This window comes from Cupriavidus sp. 01L415 (assembly GCF_056400065.1).
Map to the genome: position 1 here is coordinate 33,485 of NZ_JBFTSP010000018.1, position 18,329 is coordinate 51,813.

Below are 18,329 nucleotides of genomic sequence, written 5' to 3' on the forward strand. Positions count from 1 at the left end.
TGAATGGATCATTCCTATTAATTGGACTTAGGGTAGGCCCACGCCCACACTGCAAGACAAAGCGGGCCTGATCCTACCGGCCAACGCTCACGTCATCCCGACCATGACTTTGCAGCGAGGAGCCTTCCATGACCCCGTCGACCCCCTCCACCCGCGATCTGCCCCGGCATGACCTGCTGATCGACGGCAAGCGGCTGCCCCCCGGCGGTGGCGAATACTCCACCGACATCAATCCCGCCACTGAAGACGCCATCGCGCTGGTTGCCCAGGGCAACGCGGCGGACGTGGATCTGGCCGTGCAGGCCGCCCGCGGCGCATTGAAAGTCTGGAACGCCATGCGCGCGGCGGACCGGGGCCGCATCCTGTATCGCTTTGCCGACCTGCTGGAAGCCCACGCGGAAGAACTGGTGGCGCTGGAAAGCCTGGACGCCGGCAAGCCGCTGGCCGCCGTGCGGCGGCAGGACATGCCCGCCGTGATCGATACGGTGCGCTATTACGCAGGCTGGTGCGACAAGATCAACGGTCAGGTGGTGCCCACCCGGCCCGATGCGCTGACCTATACGGTGCGCGAGCCCGTGGGCGTGGTGGCGGCCATCGTGCCGTGGAATTTCCCGCTGATGATCGGCATGTGGAAGATCGCGCCGGCGCTGGCCTGTGGCTGCACGCTGATCGTCAAGCCGGCGGAAATCACGCCGCTGACCATGCTGCGCGTGGGCGAACTGGCGCTGGAGGCCGGGCTGCCACCCGGCGTGTTCAATGTGGTGACCGGCAAGGGCAGCGTGGTGGGCAACACGCTGGTGGCGCACCCTGGCATCGACAAAGTCACGTTCACCGGGTCTCCCGGTGTGGGGCGCGGCATCATGCAGGGCGCCGCGGCCAACTTCAAGCGCGTGACGCTGGAGCTCGGCGGCAAATCCGCCAACGTGATCTTTGCCGATGCGAACGTGGACGCCGCCACCCGCGCGGCGGCATCGGGCATCTTCTTCAATGCAGGCCAGGTCTGCTCGGCAGGATCGCGCATCCTGGCGCAACGGCAGGTGTATGACGAAGTGGTCGAACGGCTGGCGTCACGGGCAAAGGCCGTTCGCGTCGGCGACCCGTCGGCACCCGACACGACGATGGGCCCGGTGGTTTCCGCCGCGCAAATGAAGACCGTGCTGGACTATGTGGAGATTGGCAAGCGCGAAGGCGCCAGCGCGGTGACGGGCGGCGCGCGTATCGGCGAGCGCGGCTTCTATGTGGAGCCCACCGTGTTCGCCAATGTCGAGCACGAAATGCGCATCTCGCAGGAGGAAATCTTCGGCCCGGTGGCCAGCGTGATTCCGTTCGACGATGAAGCGGATGCCGTGCGCATTGCCAACGGCACCGCGTTCAGCCTGGCCGCGGGCGTATGGAGCGCGGACATCGCACGCGTGCACAAGGTGGCCGGCGAACTGCGCGCGGGCACGGTGTGGATCAATACCTATGGCTACACGGACGTGCGCCTGCCGTGGGGCGGCTCGGGAGATTCGGGCCTCGGGCGCGAGCACGGCGACGCCGCGATCGAGAACTTCACGGAACCGAAAGCGATCTGGCTGTCGCTGCGATAGGGTCGCCAGGAGGGGTTGGCCAAGGCAGTCTAGCCGAGACAGGTTGCGCAGGCGGCAGCGCCGGCGCGACAGCGCAGGACAGGTACGGTGGCTCGAGAGGGCCACCGCACTTTTTTGAGGCGCCGCAGTGGGCCGAAGCGGTTATCCGGCCTGGATCCGCCCAACCGTCACGGCTCGGTCAGCAACGTCAGCCGATCATGCGCATCGGCAACAGCGCGTAGACGACCGTCAGCAAGCCGACAATCGCCGGGGAGCCGTATTTCAGGGCCGCGCTCTGCGATTGCACACCCAAGTAGGCGTACATGCAGATAAGCATCATGGCGCAAACAAAGACGAGGCCGTCATAGACTTGCATGGATGTCTCCCAGAGTTCGTTCTACGACTACTTCTGTGATGGCGGGCTGGCTCAGTGGGGCGCCCGCGGTACTGCCCAACGCAATCTACTGAGGCCATGGTCGCGCGGGTGCCTGCGCGCGGCAATCATGGAAATCCCTTCGTTTTTGATAGTTCGAGGATGCTGCGATGCCGCAGCGGTGACGTGTTCATCACGCCCCCGGACCGCCTTGCGCGGCCCGGAAAGTCAAGCTGGAAATACAAGGTGGGCGGACGCCACCGGCGATGCCGCACCGCGGGAAATCCAGCGCATCGCGCACGGGGACTGGACCCGGGACCTGGTTCGATCCCGGCCGGATACTGTGGCGTAACTGCCGTGCCGCAGCTCGCGGAGCTCAGTCCGCCGGCAGCAGTTGCGGGTTCCAGGCCACTTCCCAGACGTGCTGGTCGGGGTCCTGGAAATAGCCGGCGTATCCGCCCCAGAAGGTGTTGTGCGCCGGCTTGACGATGGTGGCGCCGGCCGCCAGCGCGCGGGCCATGGCTTCGTCCACTTCCTCCCGCGACCACACGTTATGGCCAAGCGACAGGTCCGTCGGCGCGGGTGGCGACACCTGCAGGCCGGTGTCGTGAGCCAGGCTCGCGCGCGGCCACACCGCCAGCTTCAACCCCTCCTGCAGGTCGAAGAACGCCACTGCTCCGTGCTCGAATTCCTTGCCGATAATGCCTTTCGACGGGAACCCGAGTCCATCCCGATAGAAGCGGTACGCGCGCTCCAGGTCATCGACGCCCAGCGTAATCATCGTCACGCGCGCTTTCATGGTGTCTCCTCTTTCTGTGCGCTCTTTATGCGCTCTTTGTGCGCACGCGGCGCTCAGCGCTGGCCGAAGTGCGCGTCCTTGAACAGGTCCGCCAATCCGCGCGGCTGCGATCGCCAGTATTGCTTCGGCGCGCTGACGCTTGCGCCCAGCGTGGCGGCCGCGTGCCACGGCCAGCGCGGGTCATACAGCATGGCGCGCGCGATCGAGATCACGTCCGCCTCGTTGTTGGCGATGATCGCTTCGGCCTGCTCCGGTTCCGTGATCAGGCCCACGGCAATCGTCGGCAGCCCCACCTCCGCCTTCACGCGCTGCGCGTATGGCACCTGGTAGCCGGGGCCGAGCTTGATGGCCTGCTGCGGCGACACGCCACCGGTACTCACATGCACCGCCGCGCAGCCGCGCGCCTTCAGTGCGTGGGACAGCGCGATCGTGCCTTCGATGTCCCAGCCGTTGGGCACCCAGTCGGTGGCGGACACGCGCATCCACACCGGCTTGTCGGCCGGAAACGCTTCACGCACCGCGTCGAAGACTTCGAGCGGAAAACGCATGCGGTTTTCCAGGCTGCCACCGTACTCGTCCGTGCGGTGATTGGCCAGCGGCGACAGGAACTGGTGCAGCAGATAGCCATGCGCGCCATGCACCTCGATGCCTTCCAGCCCGAGTCGCGCCGCGCGCTTTGCGGCAGCCACGAAGTCATCGCGGATCTTCTTCATGCCGGCCTTGTCGAGTGCCGTCGGCGGGACTTCACCCTCGGCGTGCGGCACCGCCGACGGGGCCACCGTTTGCCAGCCATGCGGTGCGTCCGGCCGAATCTGCGAGCCGCCTTCCCACGGCGCATGGCTCGACGCCTTGCGCCCTGCGTGTGCCAACTGAATCGTCAGCGCGATCGGCGAATGCATGCGCACGGCATCCAGCACGCGACGCAGCGCGGCTTCGTTGGCGTCGTTGTACAGGCCGAGGTCGGCAGGGGTGATGCGGGCTTCCGGCGACACCGCGGTCGCCTCGAGAATCAGCATGCCCGCCCCCGACAACGCCAGATGGCCGAGGTGAATCATGTGCCAGTCCGTGGCCGAGCCCTCTTCCGCCGAGTACTGGCACATCGGCGCAATGGCGATGCGATTGGCCAGTTCGAGGTTGCCGATCTTGTAGGGATCAAAGAGATGAGGCATGAAGCATTCCTGTTGAAACGTCATGGCACGCCGGTGGCCGAAATCGACGCCAGCGTGGCCTGAAAATGTCTCCGGCGATTGTAGGGGCTGCTGAAAAACCATGCTGACCCTGTCCACGACATGGGATAGCAAGGGGGTCAGGCCACCTCGGCCACATTGGCCACCGTGGCCGGCGCCTTGCGGACCACGACATCCGCCACCAGGGCCAGCCCCAGCGCCACCGCCCCGCACGTAAAGATCAACGCGTAGTTCTCGTGCATCCGCGAGAAGAGGTACGAGTAGCCATAGCCCGCCAGCATCTGGAACAGCGCAAACGCCGTGGTGGCCCGGCTCCACGCCGCGCGCTGCGCCGTAGGATCGTGCGGCAGCATTTCCTGCACGCGGCCCAGCACCAGCGGCACGATGCCCGGCGTAAAGGCCCCCAGCACGATGGTCGCGACCACCAGCGCCACCGAGCTGCCCGACATCGCCAGCAGCAACACCGCCAGCCCCTGCAATAGCAGCGCCAGCCGGTAACCATTGCGGAAGCCGATGCGATCGCCCATGAAGCCGCTCAGCAGCGGCCCCACGATGGCGGCCACGCCATAGAGCACCCAGTAGCCCGCGCCCACCGATGCGCCCTGCCCCAGGCCGCGCGCAACATAGTCGACTAGCAGCACCATCGCCGGCACCAGCCCGAGCGCGTTGGCGGCGTACTGCGCGTACAGCACGCGCAGCGCGGACTTGTGCGTGTGCAGCGCGTGGTCCGCGGCGTGATGCCCGGCCGCCGTGGCAGGCGGCAATCCCGCAGGCGCATCGCCCGGCGGCCAGCCGAACCAGCTGAACGACGTCAGCAGCAGGGCCACCGCGCCCAGCCCGATCCACGTCTCGCGCAGGCCCAGCTTCAGCAGCTCAGGCACCAGCGTGCCCGACGCCGCAATGCCAAGCCCGAGCCCCAGGAAGATCATGCCGCTGACAAACCCGCGCCGAGCCGGGGCGATATGCGGCAGGATCGCCGTGGCCACCAGCACCATGATCGCGCCGCCCGACAGCCCCGACAGGAAGCGCCAGCCGAAGAACCAGCTGACCGACACCGGGAACGCGCAGGCAAAGAAGGCGATGGTGGCAATGACCATCAGCCAGCGCAATGCATGGCGGTTCGACAACCGCGCAGCCAGCGGCCGGCCCAGCAGCGCGCCGGCCAGATAGCCCGCGAAGTTGGCGGCGCCCAGTGTCACCACGTCCGACGCGCTGAACCAGTGCGCCTGGATCAGCGGCGGAATCAGCGGCGTATAGGCAAAGCGTGCCAGGCCGATGGCGACAAGGCTGGCGCACAGCCCGGCCAGCGCGGCATACATCGCGCGGGCATCGAGTGTGGCGTCGGAGGGCGGTGCCGAAGTGGCGGCATCGTGAGACATGGGAGAACTCCTGAGAACGAGCGTGGCCACCACGCAGCGGCAGCTGCGCGTCGGCAGGGAAATTTCAATCGGGAAAGCGAGCGCGCCAGCGGCGCGGCGCGTCAGTGAGGCGGTGTCGGCTGTGTTGGCTGTGTTGACCTCAGGCCCAGCATCGCCAGCGTCGGCCGTACGGAAGCCTCCAGCGTGGCGCGGTCCGCCATCAGGCGCGATAGCACCCGCAAGCCGACCTGCACGGTCAACAACATCGCCGACACATCGGCGGGATCGTGCGACGCGGGCACCGTGCCCGCGGCCTGCGCGGCGCGCACGGTTCGCTCGAAGAAGGCGCGCAGCGTGGCCAGTTCATCGGCCACCACGCGCCGGAGTTCCGGATCCTCCTGCGAGGCATCCAGCGCGGCGTTGATCAGCATGCAGCCGCGATGCCGTGGATCGCTCGTCGCACGCTCCACGCTTTCGGCGAAGAACACCACCAGCGCCTGATCGGGCGGCAGCGTGGATTCCATCCGCGCAATGCGTTCGCGCAGCGTGCGGTTCAGGTAGTCGTCCAGCGCCAGCAGGAACAACGAGCGCTTGTCGCCAAACGCGTTGTAGAGGCTGGGCTGCGTCAGCCCCATCGCCTGGGTTAGCTCGCGCGTGGACGTGGCCTGGTAGCCCTTGGCCCAGAAGGCATCCTGCGCGGCGGCGAGCGCCGCATCGGCATCGAATTGTCGTGGTCTTGCCATCCTCAACCTGTTTTGTATCGTTCAGTACGGAATGAATTATAGAGCGGACGATACAAAACGCAAGGCCGGTTTCGGATGACATCGAAAAGCGATGCGACAGGCGCCCGGCGTCGCACTCAGGCGGCCCTTTGATCGCTCGCAAACCCCTCGATGCGAACGGTTCGTATTATCCGGCTCTTCCATCAAATCGATGCCAGTGGCGGAACCGCCCTCGCTGGCCGCAGAACGCCGATTAGCCAAGTCATTCCAGCAACCCAAAGCAGACGCTGCTCTCAAGTCGCGCCTGGCACCGGAAAACCGGCATCCACGGTTCATCGACGCAAAGGAATGGTAATAATGGGAAGTGAAATGAAGCGCCACCTGTTGGTCACCGACTGAAAGGCTCCCGACGGGCATAGGCCCGAACGTCGCGCGGATCGACGTCGCGCAAAGAAAACAAGGCCGTCCGGCGCGAGCGCGTCGGACGGCCTTGTCATGCCGGCAACCCCGAGCGTGTTACTGGCTCAGCTTCGTCACGGTCAGCCTGGGATCCGTGGCGACGGCCTGCTCCGAGAACGGCAGCGAGATCCAGCGCTTGGCCGAGAACTGCTGCATCTGGTCCCACGCGTGCGGCGAGGCCGGATCGATCGACTGGCCGTACACCAGCAGCGCCTGCGCCACCGGGCCGTTGTCGTCGAAGCCCACGGTCTGCACGTAGCTGGTGCCGAAGTAGACCTGCATGCCATCGGCCGAGACCGGCTTGCTTTGCAGCTTGTTCAGCACGCCCTCGTACTCCTCCCCGCCATGCAGCGGGATGCGGCCGTTCGGCGACTTCGCGGCCTGGACCTCGCCCAACGGCGCGTCCAGCGCAAAGCCGGCCTTGTGCATGGCCTGCACCGCGTCTTTCAGCGCCTTGAACACCGCCGCATTGAGCTTCGCATCCTGCATATGCAGGCCGCGCGGCGTGTTGACCGGATCGGCGGGATTGAAGGCGACGGCGTAGATGTTCGGGATCGTATGGGCACGCATCCAGAACTCGCGGAACAGCGGCGCGGCACGGCTTTCCAGGTTGCTGCGGCGGTCCCACTTGCGCAGCGCCGCGCAACCATCGCGCAGATCCCCGTCGGCCAGCACGGCATTTTCGCCACAGGCGCGCAGCAGGTCGTCGAGCACCAGCTCCGAGGCCAGGTTGCGATCGCGGAACAGCACCGCCTGCAGGCTCTCCACATCGAACCGGTTGCCGGGCAGGCCATCCACGCCTGACAGGCGCTTGCCGATTTCCATCAGACCCACGCGGGTGCGCAGCCGCTGCGGCACCGCCTGCGGCCCCAGCACCGGCGAGAAGCCTTCAAGCTTCTGCGCGGGGTTGGTCAGCCACGAACTGTCGTTGCTGTTGGCCACGAAGTCGTCGCGTATCAGCACCGGCATGGCCGACGGCGGCACCAGCCCCGGCACCGGCGACGCCGCATCGACGGTCCAGTTGCACTCCCCGCGCGAGCCGTCAAGCAGCACCATGCCCGTACCGATCATCAGCTTCTTCGCCAGCACCGCGCCATCGCCGGCCGGCGCGCACTGGCCCAGCATGGCGGTGGAGACATTCGGCGTCACCGACACGTCGGCAAACATCGCGCGGCCCGTGCGATCCGTGGCAATGGTGTTGACCCACGGAATGCCGAGGTTGCCGATGGCATCGCGAATCTCGCCGACGTTCGTCGCACGGGCGATATTCAGCCACGTGTCGATCGACCGCGTGTTGTTCCGGTTGGCATCGCGCAGCGTGTAAGCCTTCTGCGCCGTCCACGGCAGCCCGGCGGCCGGCATCGACAGCACCGGACCGTATTCGGTCATGTAGAACGTATGGGTGCGCGACTCCGTCCGCCCATCCGCCAGCCGCGCCGTGTAGCGGACCGTCTTCGTGGTCATCTTGTGCGGCTTGCCGTCGATCAGGTAGGTCGTCGGGTCACCCTCGGCCAGTTTCAGCTCGAACAGCGTGAAGCGGCGCGCGGTGGACACCGTATGGGTCCACGCCACGTCCTTGTTGAAACCAATGCTGATGATCGGGAACGAGGCGATCGACGCGCCCATCACGTCCATCTTGCCCGGCACGGTCAGATGCGCTTCGAAGAAGCGGTTGGTCGTGGTCCAGGGGAAGTGCGGGTTGCCGAGCAGCAGCCCCTTGCCATTGGCGGTGGCCGACTTGCCAAAGGCCCAGCCGTTGCTGCCGATGGGCGGGTCGAGCAGTTGCAGGTCACGATTGACCGCATCGAAATCGATGGCGGCGACGTCCAGCGTTGCCGGCACGGCGGCGGCCTTCGCAGCGGCCGGCGGCGCCGCGGCCACGATGCCGGCCGCAAGCGCGCCGGCGCTGGCCTGGATGCCTTTCTCCTCCGCCAGGCGGGCCATATCCAGCGCGGTGATCGGGCGCACCCACGCCGCGTTGCGGCAGGCGGCCGGGCGCTGCGACGGCGGGGTATCGCGCAGGTAGCGGTTGTAACCGGCGATGTAGCCCCGCAGGAGTTCACGAGCTTCGGGCGATTGATTCGATACGCTGGCCTGGATCGCCTCGTCGTCGATGATAGCGCGGAAGAACGCATCGGCGTCGCTGTTGCGGAGGCGCTTGAAGGAGACCTCCGTGGTCTCGTCCGCCCCGAACGTCGCGGAGCGCTCGCCGCTCACGGTCACGACCTGGTCCGCCATCAGGCAGACGTTTTCCTGCGCATAGGCGTAGGCCATGCCGAACGCGACGCCGGCATAGTCGTTGGCGCGAATATGCGGAATACCGAAGGACGTGCGCCGGATTTCGGCGGACAGGCCTTGCTCGCTCCAGTTGCCACCCCCGGTTGCGCAGCCTGCCAGGGCCGCGGCCGCCAGCGCGGCGGTGCCGAGCACGGTTGCGCCTCGCGCGATGCGTTGCTTCATCTGTCTCTCTCCTGTTGTACGTATTCTTGTTGGGCGCAGGGGCGTCGCCACCCCTTGTCGCTGCTGGCAATGGTCGGGTAAATCGGGGCATGACAGATAGCGGGAATCCCGCCAGAATTGGCGTCATTCCCGCCACGCCCCCACGCCACCACCCCGCGCGCATGCCCACTGCCTACCTGCTCTGCTACCCGTCCAGCGCCATTTCCACGCTCGCGGTGGCGGCCGACACGCTGGCCATCGCCAACACGCTGGCCTCCATGCAGACGCGCAGGCGTGGCGGCGCGACGCCGTTTCAGTGGCAACTGGTCGCCGCCGAACCGGAGCGCTGGCATGCGGCGGCGGAGGTCATGCGGACGAAGGTCTCGGGGCTGCGGGCGCTGGCCGAAGCGGATGGCGACAGCCTGGTGGTCATCGCGCCGCCGCTGTTCGATCACATCGCCGGGCTGGAACTGCTGCTGTCAAAGATCGGCAGCGAACGTGCCGCCCTTGCCGGCGCCGCTGCCAATGGCGCGCTGCTGGTAGCGCCCTTCACGGCCGTGGCGTTGCTGGTCGGGATGACGCTGCCCGGACCGTGGCGCATGGCGGTGCCGTGGCTGATTGCCAACTGGATGCGGGCGGCGGAGCCCGCGCGCCGGCTGCCGGCCGACCAGGCGATCGTCCGCAGCGGCAACCTGCTCAGCGCACGCGCGATGGATCAGGTGCATGCGCTGATGCAGCAGGCCGTGGCCCAGACGGCCGGCAACGCGCTGGCGCGCACCGTCGGCAATACCCTGCTGGACCAGCCCGAGCGCGGCGCGGCGCTGGAGGTATGGCTGAAACACGGCGATCCGCCGCGCGAAAGCGTGGTGCTGCGCGCACGCCGGTATTTGCAGCAACATCTGGCCGAACCCTACGACCTGGCGCGGCTGGCGGCGGTGGCAGCCACCAGCGAACGCACCTTGCTGCGCCATTTCCTGAAATCGGTGGGGATGTCGCCGCTGCAGTTCCTGCACCAGCTTCGCGCCGAGCGCGCGTGCCATTTGCTGGAAGTCACCACACTGAGCCTGACGGCGATTGCCGAGCAATGCGGCTATCAGGACATGTCGGCATTCCGCACGCTGGTGCGCAAGCACACGGGGCTGCCGCCCGGCGCACACAGGCGCGCGCATTCCGTGCGCGCCGAGTTGCGCGCCTGAGCACGAAATCCGATGCGAACGACGTACGAAATGAAGCGGGAAATGGCACCCGGACCTCGGGGGAGAGGACCGGGACCGATCAGAACTTGGGAATGCGCAGCGTCTTGCTGATCATCAGCGAGCCCGACAGCACGAACAGCAGCGCCAGCGGATGCAGCGTGGCGGCGCCGATGGACCACGCGCCGCCGTACAGCGCGTCGCCGATGCGGCCCTCCACCGCGCACCACGCCAGGATGCCGGTCAGCACCACGCTGGTCGGGATCGGCGTGCCTTCGAAATACTTCACCTTGCCGCTGTCTTCGGCCAGCGTCTCCGCCGTGACGTTGAAGCGCGCCAGACGGCTGACACCGCAGCAGACAAAGTAGATCAGCGCCGCGAGGTCCCAGCCGCCGCGCATGCCGGCGGCAAACGCAAGCGTCGCGGGACCCACGCCAAACGAGATCACGTCAGACAGTGAATCGAGCTCCCGCCCCAGTGCCGAGTGGGCATGCCGCCAGCGGGCGATGCGACCGTCGAGCACATCGAAGATAAAGGCGGCCGGCGCCAGCGCGGCCGCGATGTAGAAATGTCTGAGCGAGGGCTCCGCCACGAAGTACATGGCAAAGAATACCGAGCCCATGCCGCACGCCGCGTTGGCCAGCGTAAAGAAGTCGGCCAACTGCAGATCGCGCAGCATCGAGAAATGCCGGGGGCGCTCCCGGGGCGTCGACATGCGACGGCTCCTTTGGCGGCGGATGCCGCTCAGAGCACCGTGTTGACGTGGTGGACCTGCGGCGGCGCCGAGAAGCAGTCGCCCACGAGCTTGCGCCAGGTCTGGAAGTCATCGGATTCGCGGAAATGGACCATATGGTCTTCCACGGTCTCCCAGGCCACCACCAGCGTGTAGTGCGACGGCTCCTCGATCCAGCGCTGCAGGTTCATGGCGTGGCAGCCGCGTGCGCGCAGGAACAGCGGTTTGGCCTGGGCCACGCCGGCTTCGAACTGTGCCTCCATGCCGGGCTTGATCGTGATCTGGGCGATTTCATGAATCATGGTGGTCTCTTGTCTGTTCAGGTTGGACAAACCGCAAAGCGGCGTGCCGTCTACCTTAGCAGATTTGCCTGCGAACGGCGCATGTGGGGGACCACCGCCCCTCATGCGCCGTGCGCGTCGTGTCAGGCATTGGCACCGTCCAGGTACGGGTCGATCGTGCGGCCCGGCGTACCGGATACGCCGCGCGTATCCATGCCGGCGAGCATGCGGGCACCATCAGTGAACGTATCGAGCTTGCGAGCGGGGTCGGACGAAACGCCGACGCGGTCGAGACCTGCGAGGGTGCGGGCACCGTCGGTGAACACATCGACGATCCGGGCGGGATCGGATGAAACGCCGGTGCGGTCGAGACCTGCAACGGTGCGGGCACCATCAGTGAACACATCGACCATCCGGGCGGGGTCGGACGACACGCCCGTGCGGTCCAGACCAGCGATGGTGCGGGCGCCATCGGTAAAGGCATCAACCTTTCCCGCGCGTGCGCCGTCCGTGAACGTATCGCGCATGTCCTTGCGCGCGCCGTCCGTGAAGGGGTCCGTCGAGCGGAAGTTGTAGCCGTACTTGTCGCCGGTGAAAGTGCTGTCGCGCGGGCCCTGTGCGTGGGCGGCGGTGATGGCGGCGAGCGAGGCGGCAACGACGAGAAGGGTCTTGGCAAAGGTGCGGGTCATGGCGAGTCTCCTGATGCAGGTGGTGGTGGAACAACGCGAGAGAATCTCCCGTTGGTCGCCACGCTCTGCCCGCCCTTACAGCATTTCCTTCGCCGACTCGTATTTTTTTCCAGTGGCGCATCATCCACTGACCTTGTGCCGGGCCAGCCCCTGCAACAGATAGATCACCACCAGCGTGTTGGCGACGGCCAGCCCGACGTGCAGCCAGTTCGGGTGGCGGATCGCCTCATAGAGTTCGACGGGGATATAGATGCCGCCGGACCACACCCCGATCCAGTTGCCCCAGGCGCGACCCCGCCACAGTCCATAGGCTTCCGCGAAGCGCATCAATGCGTACACGGCCGCCGAGCCGCCAATGGCCCACAGACGGCCATCGGTCGGATGCGCCAGCAGTGACAGGAAAATGGTCGGATACCGGCTGGCCGGGTTGATATGGAAGCGGCTGACGATGGCCTCGGCCAGCGCCTGCGCATCGCGATGCAGCAGCGCCACCAGGCCGATGCCTGCCAGGATGACCAACGCGCCCTTGGCGGCCTCGAACAGGGCGATCGATTTCAGGCCCAGCTGGGTGCTGGCTTGTGCCATGACGGGAATCCGGGAAGTCGACGAAGTCGCCATTGTGCAACATCGCCGGCGCCACTTCCCGTCCCGCGTTTCAGCGCTGCCGCTCCACCATCGGACCGGCGGCGTCGATGCCGCCGCCCGCTTCGATGGGGCCATCCACGGTAATCGGACCATCGACGTGAAGATCGCCGTGCACGACCATCGAACCGTGTACCGTCAGGGGCCCATGAAACACCTTGAGCAGTGACCGCTCCGGGGGGCGCGGATAGCCGCGCCCCGGCGACGAAAACCACGCGGCGGTCACCGGCCCCTGGGCATAGACGCTGCCATCGACGCTCAGCGTGCCGTGGACCGTGACCGGCCCCTTGACGTGAGCCGAGCCGCCCACCGCGATCGAACCGGTGGTCGATGGCTGCGCATCCGCCGATGGCGGCAACGCCGCACCCAGCAGCGCGCAAGTCATGGCAATGAGGATTCTGGATGTCATGGTGCTAGGTTCCTCCTTCCAGCCTGGCCTTGAGGCGCCGTACGGCCTCCGCCGATTCACTGTCCACGCGCTGGCGCAGCGCCACCCAGTTCAGCAACGAAAACAGCAGCGTGGGAGCGCGATAGGTGAACTCGCGTTCGAATCGCGTACCCTGCCCGTCCGGCGTCAGGGTGTAGACCACGGTGCCGGCGGCCCGGCCGTCGATTTCGCCTTCAATCGCCCACGCGCGCGGCGCCTGCCGGTTCGCGACGGTCCAGACCACGGTGCCCTCTCTCCCGGCCACGCGGAACGCTTCGGTCACGCGTTCGCCAGGACGCAGCGAATGGTCCGTGGCGCCCGTGACGCCCAGTGAGGAGGGATGCCAGAGTGGCCAGTTGGCCGGCGTGGAAACGTAGTCGAAGACGACCGCCGGCGGGCGGTCAATCGTGACTTCGCTATGGATGCGGGTGAGCGGTTGCCAGGGCAGTGGCACGAACAATGCCGCGACGATCACGACGATCGCCACCAGCACACGAAACAATCCCGGGCGAGAGGTCATGGCACAGACGCTCCGTTGCGCCAGCCTCGAAAAGAAAACTGGCGCGATGTATCCAGTGTAGTGCTCCGGATACATCGCGCCAGCCCTGCCCGCTAGGGGCTTACGACTTGTTACGGCTTTGTGGGTCGCACCGCGTCGGGCGCGACCTTGCGCTCGCTCAGTTGGCAGCCTTCTTCGCAGCGCCCGCGTCATTGACCGCCACCGCTTCCGGCAACGGCCCCCAGCCACCGCCGAGGCTGCGCACCAGCGACACCGTCGCCGCGGCACGCAAACCCGCCACAGCGTTCGCGTCGCGCTGCGACTGCAGCACGGTGCGATCGGCATCGATCACGGTCAGGTAGTCGACCGCGCCGGCGTCGTAGCGGCTGCGCGAGGTGCGTTGCGCACGCTTTGCGCCCGCCAGTGCGCTGTCCAGCGCCGCGCCCTGCTGGCTCAGCCAGCGTACATCGGCCAGGCTGTCCTCGACTTCCCGGAAGGCCACCAGCACGGTCTGCCGGTAGCGCGCCACGCTTTCCTCGTGCGCCGCACGCGCGCCCACAAGGTTCGAGCTGTTGCGGCCACCGTCGAACACCGTCTGCGCGATCGTCGACCCCACCAGCGGCCCGAGCATCCACGTGCGCGACGACCACTTGAACAGGTTCGACAGATCCGCCGATTCGAAGCCCAACAGCGCCGTCAGCGAGATGCGCGGGAAGAACGCGGCCTTCGCAATGCCGATGCGCGCATTGGCGGCTGCCATCTGCCGCTCCGCCGCCGCGATATCGGGACGACGTTCGAGCAACTCCGACGGCAGGCCCGGCGGCACGGCCACCGGCGCCGTATCGAACGGCCGCGCGGCCAGCGAGAACTGGGCCGGCGGCACGCCGGTCAGCACCGCCAGCGCATGCTCCTGATTGGCGCGGCGTCGCTCGATGCCGGCCAGGTCGGCACGCGCCGTACCGAGTTCGGCTTCGGCGCGGGCCGGGTCAAGGTCCGTGGTCTCGCCGGCGTCATAGCGCTTCTTCAGCAGCGACAGCGCATCCTCGCGCAGCTTGATCGTCGCGTTCAGCAGTTCACGATCGCTGTCCAGCGTGCGCAGCGCGAAATACGCCTGCGCCGTATCGGCCTGCAGGGCGAGCTGCACCGAGCGATACAGATCCGCGGCGCCCTGCTCTTCGGCACGCGCGGCGTTCACGCTGCTGGCCACGCGCCCGAACAGATCGAGCTCGTAGCTGGCGAACGCGCGCGCCTTGAGCACGGTCTGCGGCGCCACGCGGGTGCCATCGGGCAAGCCCTGCGACGCGGCCGAGGGCTGCGAGCGCGTCGGGTCCAGGCCCACGCTCAGCTGCGGATAGAGATCCGCCTCGGTCGCACCGGTAAAGGCACGCGCCTGCTTCAGGCGAGCCGCGGCGGCGGCCAGGTCCTGGTTGTTGCCGTTGGCGGCGACGATCAGGCGGTCCAGGTCGGCATCGCCGAAGACCTTCCACCACTCGCCGCGCTGCTGGCCCTCGGCCGGCGTGGCCGTCTTCCACTGCGCGCCTTCGGCCTGCGCGGCCTCGGCTTCCTTGTACGCCGGCACATTGGCGGTCTCGGGCACCTTGTAGGTCGGTGCCAGCGAGCAGCCCGCCAGCACCAGCGCGGCGGCCAGCGTGGCCAGGCGGGGCAGGTATTGCGTCATTGCGTTAGTCATATTGATGATCCTTACTCGGCGGATGCCACGGCGTGCGAGGCCGATCCATCCTGCTCGCGCGCCTCGCGGCGCTGGCCGCGCGTGGCCCACAGGCGCAAAGCCACATAGAACACCGGCGTCAGGAACAGGCCGAAGAACGTCACGCCCAGCATCCCGGCGAACACGGCCACGCCCATGGCATGGCGCATCTCCGAGCCGGCACCGGTGGACACCACCAGCGGCACCACACCCATGATGAACGCGAACGACGTCATCAGGATCGGGCGCAGACGCAGGCGGCTGGCTTCGATCGCGGCCTGCACCACCGTTCGGCCGTGATGCTCCAGTTCCCGGGCGAATTCCACGATCAGGATCGCGTTCTTCGCGGACAAGCCCACCAGCACGATGAAACCGATCTGCGTGAAGATGTTGTTGTCACCACGCGTAAGCCAGACCCCGGTCATGGCGGCCAGCAGGCTCATCGGCACGATCAGGATCACGGCCAGCGGCAGCGTCAGGCTCTCGTACTGGGCGGCCAGCACCAGGAACACCAGCAGCACGCACAGCGGGAAGATCCACACGCCCGCGTTGCCGGCCAGGATGTCCTGATAGGTCAGCTCGGTCCATTCGAACTTGATGCCCTTCGGCAGCGTCTCGGCGGCAATGCGCTCGGCAGCGGCCTGCGCCTGACCGGACGAGAAGCCCGGCGCGGGGCCACCGTTCATGTCGGCGGCGGTGAAACCGTTGTAGCGGATCACGCTGTCCGGACCGAAGCTCTGCTTGACCTTCACCAGCGACGACAGCGGCACCATTTCACCGGCGGCGTTGCGCGTCTTCAGCTGCAGGATGTCCTCCCCATGCTGGCGGAACTGCGCGTCCGCCTGCACCTTGACCTGATACGTACGGCCGAACTTGTTGAAGTCGTTGACGTACGCGGAGCCAAGATAGGTCTGCAGCGTATCGAACACATCCGTCACCGGCACGCCGAGCTGCTTGGCCTTGGTGCGGTCAAGCTGCACGTCCAGCTGCGGCACGTTCACCTGGTAGTTGCTGAAGATGCCAGCCAGCTCCGGCGTGGCGCGCGCCTTGCCCATGAACGCGTTGGTCGCATCGAACAGCGCGTCATAGCCCAGCGCCGCACGATCCTCGATCATCAGCTTGAAGCCGCCGATGGTGCCCAGGCCCTGCACGGGCGGGGGCGGGAACACCGCGATGAACGCATCCTGGATCGACCCATACTGCTTGTTCAGGTCGGCCGCAATCGCATTGCCCGACAGCTCCTTGCTCTTGCGCTTGTCGAATGGGTCCAGCGTGACGAACACGATGCCGGCGCTCGGGCTGTTGGTGAAGCCATTGATCGACAGGCCCGGGAAAGCCACCGCCGATTCCACGCCCGGGTGCTTCAGCGCGATGTCCGACATGCGGCGGATTACGTCCTCGGTGCGGTCCAGCGTGGCGCCGTCAGGCAGCTTGGCAAAGCTCACCAGGTACTGCTTGTCCTGCGCCGGCACGAAGCCCTTCGGCACCATCTGGAAGACGCCCCACGTGGCCACCAGCATCAGCGCGTAGACGCCGAACACCGAGCCCTTGCGACGGATCACGCCCTTCACGCCACGGCCGTAGTTCTCGGCGCTGCGGCCGAAGAAGCGGTTGAAGCCGGCGAAGAAGCGGCCCAGCACGCGGTCCATCGCGCGCGACAACCAGTCCTTCGGTGCGTCATGGCCGCGCAGCAGCAGGGCCGACAGCGCCGGCGACAACGTCAGCGAGTTGAAGGCCGAGATGATCGTCGAGATCGAGATCGTCAGCGCGAACTGCTTGTAGAACTGGCCGGTCAGGCCCGTCATGAAGGCCAGCGGCACGAACACGGCAATCAGGGTCAGCGCGATCGCGATGATCGGGCCGCTCACTTCGCGCATGGCCTTGTACGTCGCTTCCTTGGGCGATAGCCCCTCTTCGATGTTCCGCTCGACGTTTTCCACCACCACGATCGCATCGTCCACCACGATGCCGATTGCCAGCACCAGGCCGAACAGCGACAGCGCGTTGATGGAGAAGCCGAATACGTGCATCAGGCCGAACGTACCGACGATCGACACCGGCACCGCCAGCAGCGGAATGATCGACGCGCGCCAGGTCTGCAGGAACAGGATCACCACCAGCACCACCAGCGCGATGGCTTCGAACAGCGTGTGAACCACCGCCTCGATGCTGTGACGCACGAACTGCGTGGGGTCATAGACGATGCTGTAGTCCACGCCTTCCGGCATGTTTTCCTTGAGCTCCTGCATGGTCTTGCGCACGTCATCCGAGATCTGGATGGCGTTGGAACCCGGCGACTGGAAGATCGGCAGCGCCACGGCGGACTTGTTGTCCAGCAGCGAGCGCAGCGCGTATTCCGATGCGCCCAGTTCGATGCGGGCGATGTCCTTCAGGTACGTCACGGCACCGTCGGACGAGGTCTTGACGATGATGTCGCCAAACTCTTCCACGGTCTGCAGACGGCCTTGTGCGTTGACCGACAGTTGCAGGTCGGTCCCCGGCAGCGACGGCGACTGGCCGATCACCCCGGCCGCCACCTGCACGTTCTGCTCGCGGATGGCGCGGACCACGTCGGACGCCGCCAGGTGGCGCTCGGCGATCTTCTCCGGATTCAGCCAGACCCGCATCGAGTAGTCACCCGAGCCGAACATCTGCACCTGACCCACGCCCTGGATCCGCGCCAGGCGGTCCTTCACGTTGATCAGCGCATAGTTGCGCAGGTACGTCATGTCATAGCGGTCGTTCGGCGAAACCAGGTGGACCACCATGGTCAGGTCTGGCGAGCTCTTGACGGTCGTGATGCCCAGGCGGCGGACGTCCTCCGGCAAGCGCGGCTCGGCTTGCGAGACGCGGTTCTGCACCAGCTGCTGTGCCTTGTCCGGATCAGTACCCAGCTTGAAGGTCACGGTCAGCGTCAGCGTGCCGTCGCTGTTGGCCTGCGAGTTCATGTAGAGCATGTCCTCGACGCCGTTGATCTGCTCTTCCAGCGGCGTGGCCACCGTCTCGGCGATCACCTTCGGGTTGGCGCCCGGGAACTGCGCGCGCACCACCACCGAAGGCGGCACCACTTCCGGGTACTCCGAAATCGGTAACTTGAACATCGAGATGGCGCCGATCAGGAAGATCAGCACCGACAACACGCCCGCAAAAATCGGGCGATCGATAAAGAATTTCGAGAGATTCATCTTGGTCTCGGCGAAAACCCCCCCTGGCCGTCCGCCGGAGCGGACGCCATGTGGTGCAGCGGGGGAA

General features: G+C 66.6%; 16 protein-coding genes. 2 read left to right on the plus strand and 14 right to left on the minus strand.

The genetic code is table 11. The features are described 5' to 3' along the window. Nucleotides 1-128 precede the first annotated feature (128 nt). Nucleotides 129-1,589, plus strand: a complete 1,461-nt coding sequence (locus AC1DOX_RS21755; protein ID WP_441620671.1) for an aldehyde dehydrogenase family protein — start codon at nucleotides 129-131, stop codon at nucleotides 1,587-1,589. Nucleotides 1,590-1,776: 187 nt separating this feature from the next. Here AC1DOX_RS21755 and AC1DOX_RS21760 read toward each other — a convergent pair whose 3' ends face one another. The 6 genes from AC1DOX_RS21760 to AC1DOX_RS21785 all read right to left on the minus strand — a co-directional run bounded on the left by AC1DOX_RS21760 (nucleotide 1,777) and on the right by AC1DOX_RS21785 (nucleotide 8,926). Next, complete coding sequence (locus AC1DOX_RS21760) at nucleotides 1,777-1,944, minus strand: hypothetical protein (RefSeq protein ID WP_176861094.1); 168 nt, start codon at nucleotides 1,942-1,944, stop codon at nucleotides 1,777-1,779. 373 nt (nucleotides 1,945-2,317) lie between these two features. After that, entirely contained in the window at nucleotides 2,318-2,740 is a 423-nt protein-coding gene (locus AC1DOX_RS21765) for a VOC family protein (RefSeq protein WP_441620668.1), read from the minus strand. A gap of 53 nt (nucleotides 2,741-2,793) precedes the next feature. Further along, nucleotides 2,794-3,909: an NADH:flavin oxidoreductase/NADH oxidase gene (locus tag AC1DOX_RS21770; RefSeq protein ID WP_441620666.1), complete on the minus strand. Its 1,116-nt coding sequence runs from the start codon at nucleotides 3,907-3,909 to the stop codon at nucleotides 2,794-2,796. Nucleotides 3,910-4,046: 137 nt separating this feature from the next. Next, nucleotides 4,047-5,306, minus strand: a complete 1,260-nt coding sequence (locus AC1DOX_RS21775) for a YbfB/YjiJ family MFS transporter (RefSeq protein ID WP_441620664.1) — start codon at nucleotides 5,304-5,306, stop codon at nucleotides 4,047-4,049. 101 nt (nucleotides 5,307-5,407) lie between these two features. Continuing rightward, nucleotides 5,408-6,028, minus strand: a complete 621-nt coding sequence (locus AC1DOX_RS21780; protein ID WP_441620662.1) for a TetR/AcrR family transcriptional regulator — start codon at nucleotides 6,026-6,028, stop codon at nucleotides 5,408-5,410. Between the two features lie 495 nt (nucleotides 6,029-6,523). Then, entirely contained in the window at nucleotides 6,524-8,926 is a 2,403-nt protein-coding gene (locus tag AC1DOX_RS21785) for an acylase (RefSeq protein ID WP_477101553.1), read from the minus strand. Between the two features lie 161 nt (nucleotides 8,927-9,087). Here AC1DOX_RS21785 and AC1DOX_RS21790 point away from each other — a divergent pair, with 161 nt between their 5' ends. Further along, a complete protein-coding gene (locus AC1DOX_RS21790) occupies nucleotides 9,088-10,101 on the plus strand; it encodes a helix-turn-helix domain-containing protein (RefSeq protein ID WP_441620658.1) in 1,014 nt (337 codons plus the stop codon). A gap of 79 nt (nucleotides 10,102-10,180) precedes the next feature. Here AC1DOX_RS21790 and AC1DOX_RS21795 read toward each other — a convergent pair whose 3' ends face one another. From AC1DOX_RS21795 to AC1DOX_RS21830, 8 genes are all read right to left on the minus strand, one after another. Then, complete coding sequence (locus AC1DOX_RS21795) at nucleotides 10,181-10,813, minus strand: CDP-alcohol phosphatidyltransferase family protein (protein WP_441620656.1); 633 nt, start codon at nucleotides 10,811-10,813, stop codon at nucleotides 10,181-10,183. Nucleotides 10,814-10,842: 29 nt separating this feature from the next. Further along, nucleotides 10,843-11,133, minus strand: coding sequence for a putative quinol monooxygenase (locus AC1DOX_RS21800; RefSeq protein WP_441620654.1), 291 nt, complete (start codon nucleotides 11,131-11,133; stop codon nucleotides 10,843-10,845). 122 nt (nucleotides 11,134-11,255) lie between these two features. Continuing rightward, a complete protein-coding gene (locus tag AC1DOX_RS21805; RefSeq protein WP_441620652.1) occupies nucleotides 11,256-11,801 on the minus strand; it encodes a copper resistance protein CopQ in 546 nt (181 codons plus the stop codon). A 120-nt stretch (nucleotides 11,802-11,921) separates the two neighbouring features. Further along, complete coding sequence (locus tag AC1DOX_RS21810; RefSeq protein ID WP_092142990.1) at nucleotides 11,922-12,386, minus strand: DUF2127 domain-containing protein; 465 nt, start codon at nucleotides 12,384-12,386, stop codon at nucleotides 11,922-11,924. Nucleotides 12,387-12,456: 70 nt separating this feature from the next. After that, nucleotides 12,457-12,852, minus strand: a complete 396-nt coding sequence (locus AC1DOX_RS21815) for a hypothetical protein (RefSeq protein ID WP_441620649.1) — start codon at nucleotides 12,850-12,852, stop codon at nucleotides 12,457-12,459. A gap of 4 nt (nucleotides 12,853-12,856) precedes the next feature. Further along, a complete protein-coding gene (locus AC1DOX_RS21820) occupies nucleotides 12,857-13,390 on the minus strand; it encodes an SRPBCC family protein (RefSeq protein ID WP_092142984.1) in 534 nt (177 codons plus the stop codon). A 157-nt stretch (nucleotides 13,391-13,547) separates the two neighbouring features. After that, nucleotides 13,548-15,059, minus strand: coding sequence for an efflux transporter outer membrane subunit (locus AC1DOX_RS21825; RefSeq protein ID WP_477101552.1), 1,512 nt, complete (start codon nucleotides 15,057-15,059; stop codon nucleotides 13,548-13,550). Between the two features lie 11 nt (nucleotides 15,060-15,070). Then, nucleotides 15,071-18,262 carry an efflux RND transporter permease subunit gene (locus AC1DOX_RS21830; protein ID WP_441620645.1) on the minus strand — a complete coding sequence of 1,064 codons (3,192 nt, stop codon included), beginning with the start codon at nucleotides 18,260-18,262 and terminating at the stop codon, nucleotides 15,071-15,073. Between the last annotated feature and the right edge of the window lie 67 nt (nucleotides 18,263-18,329).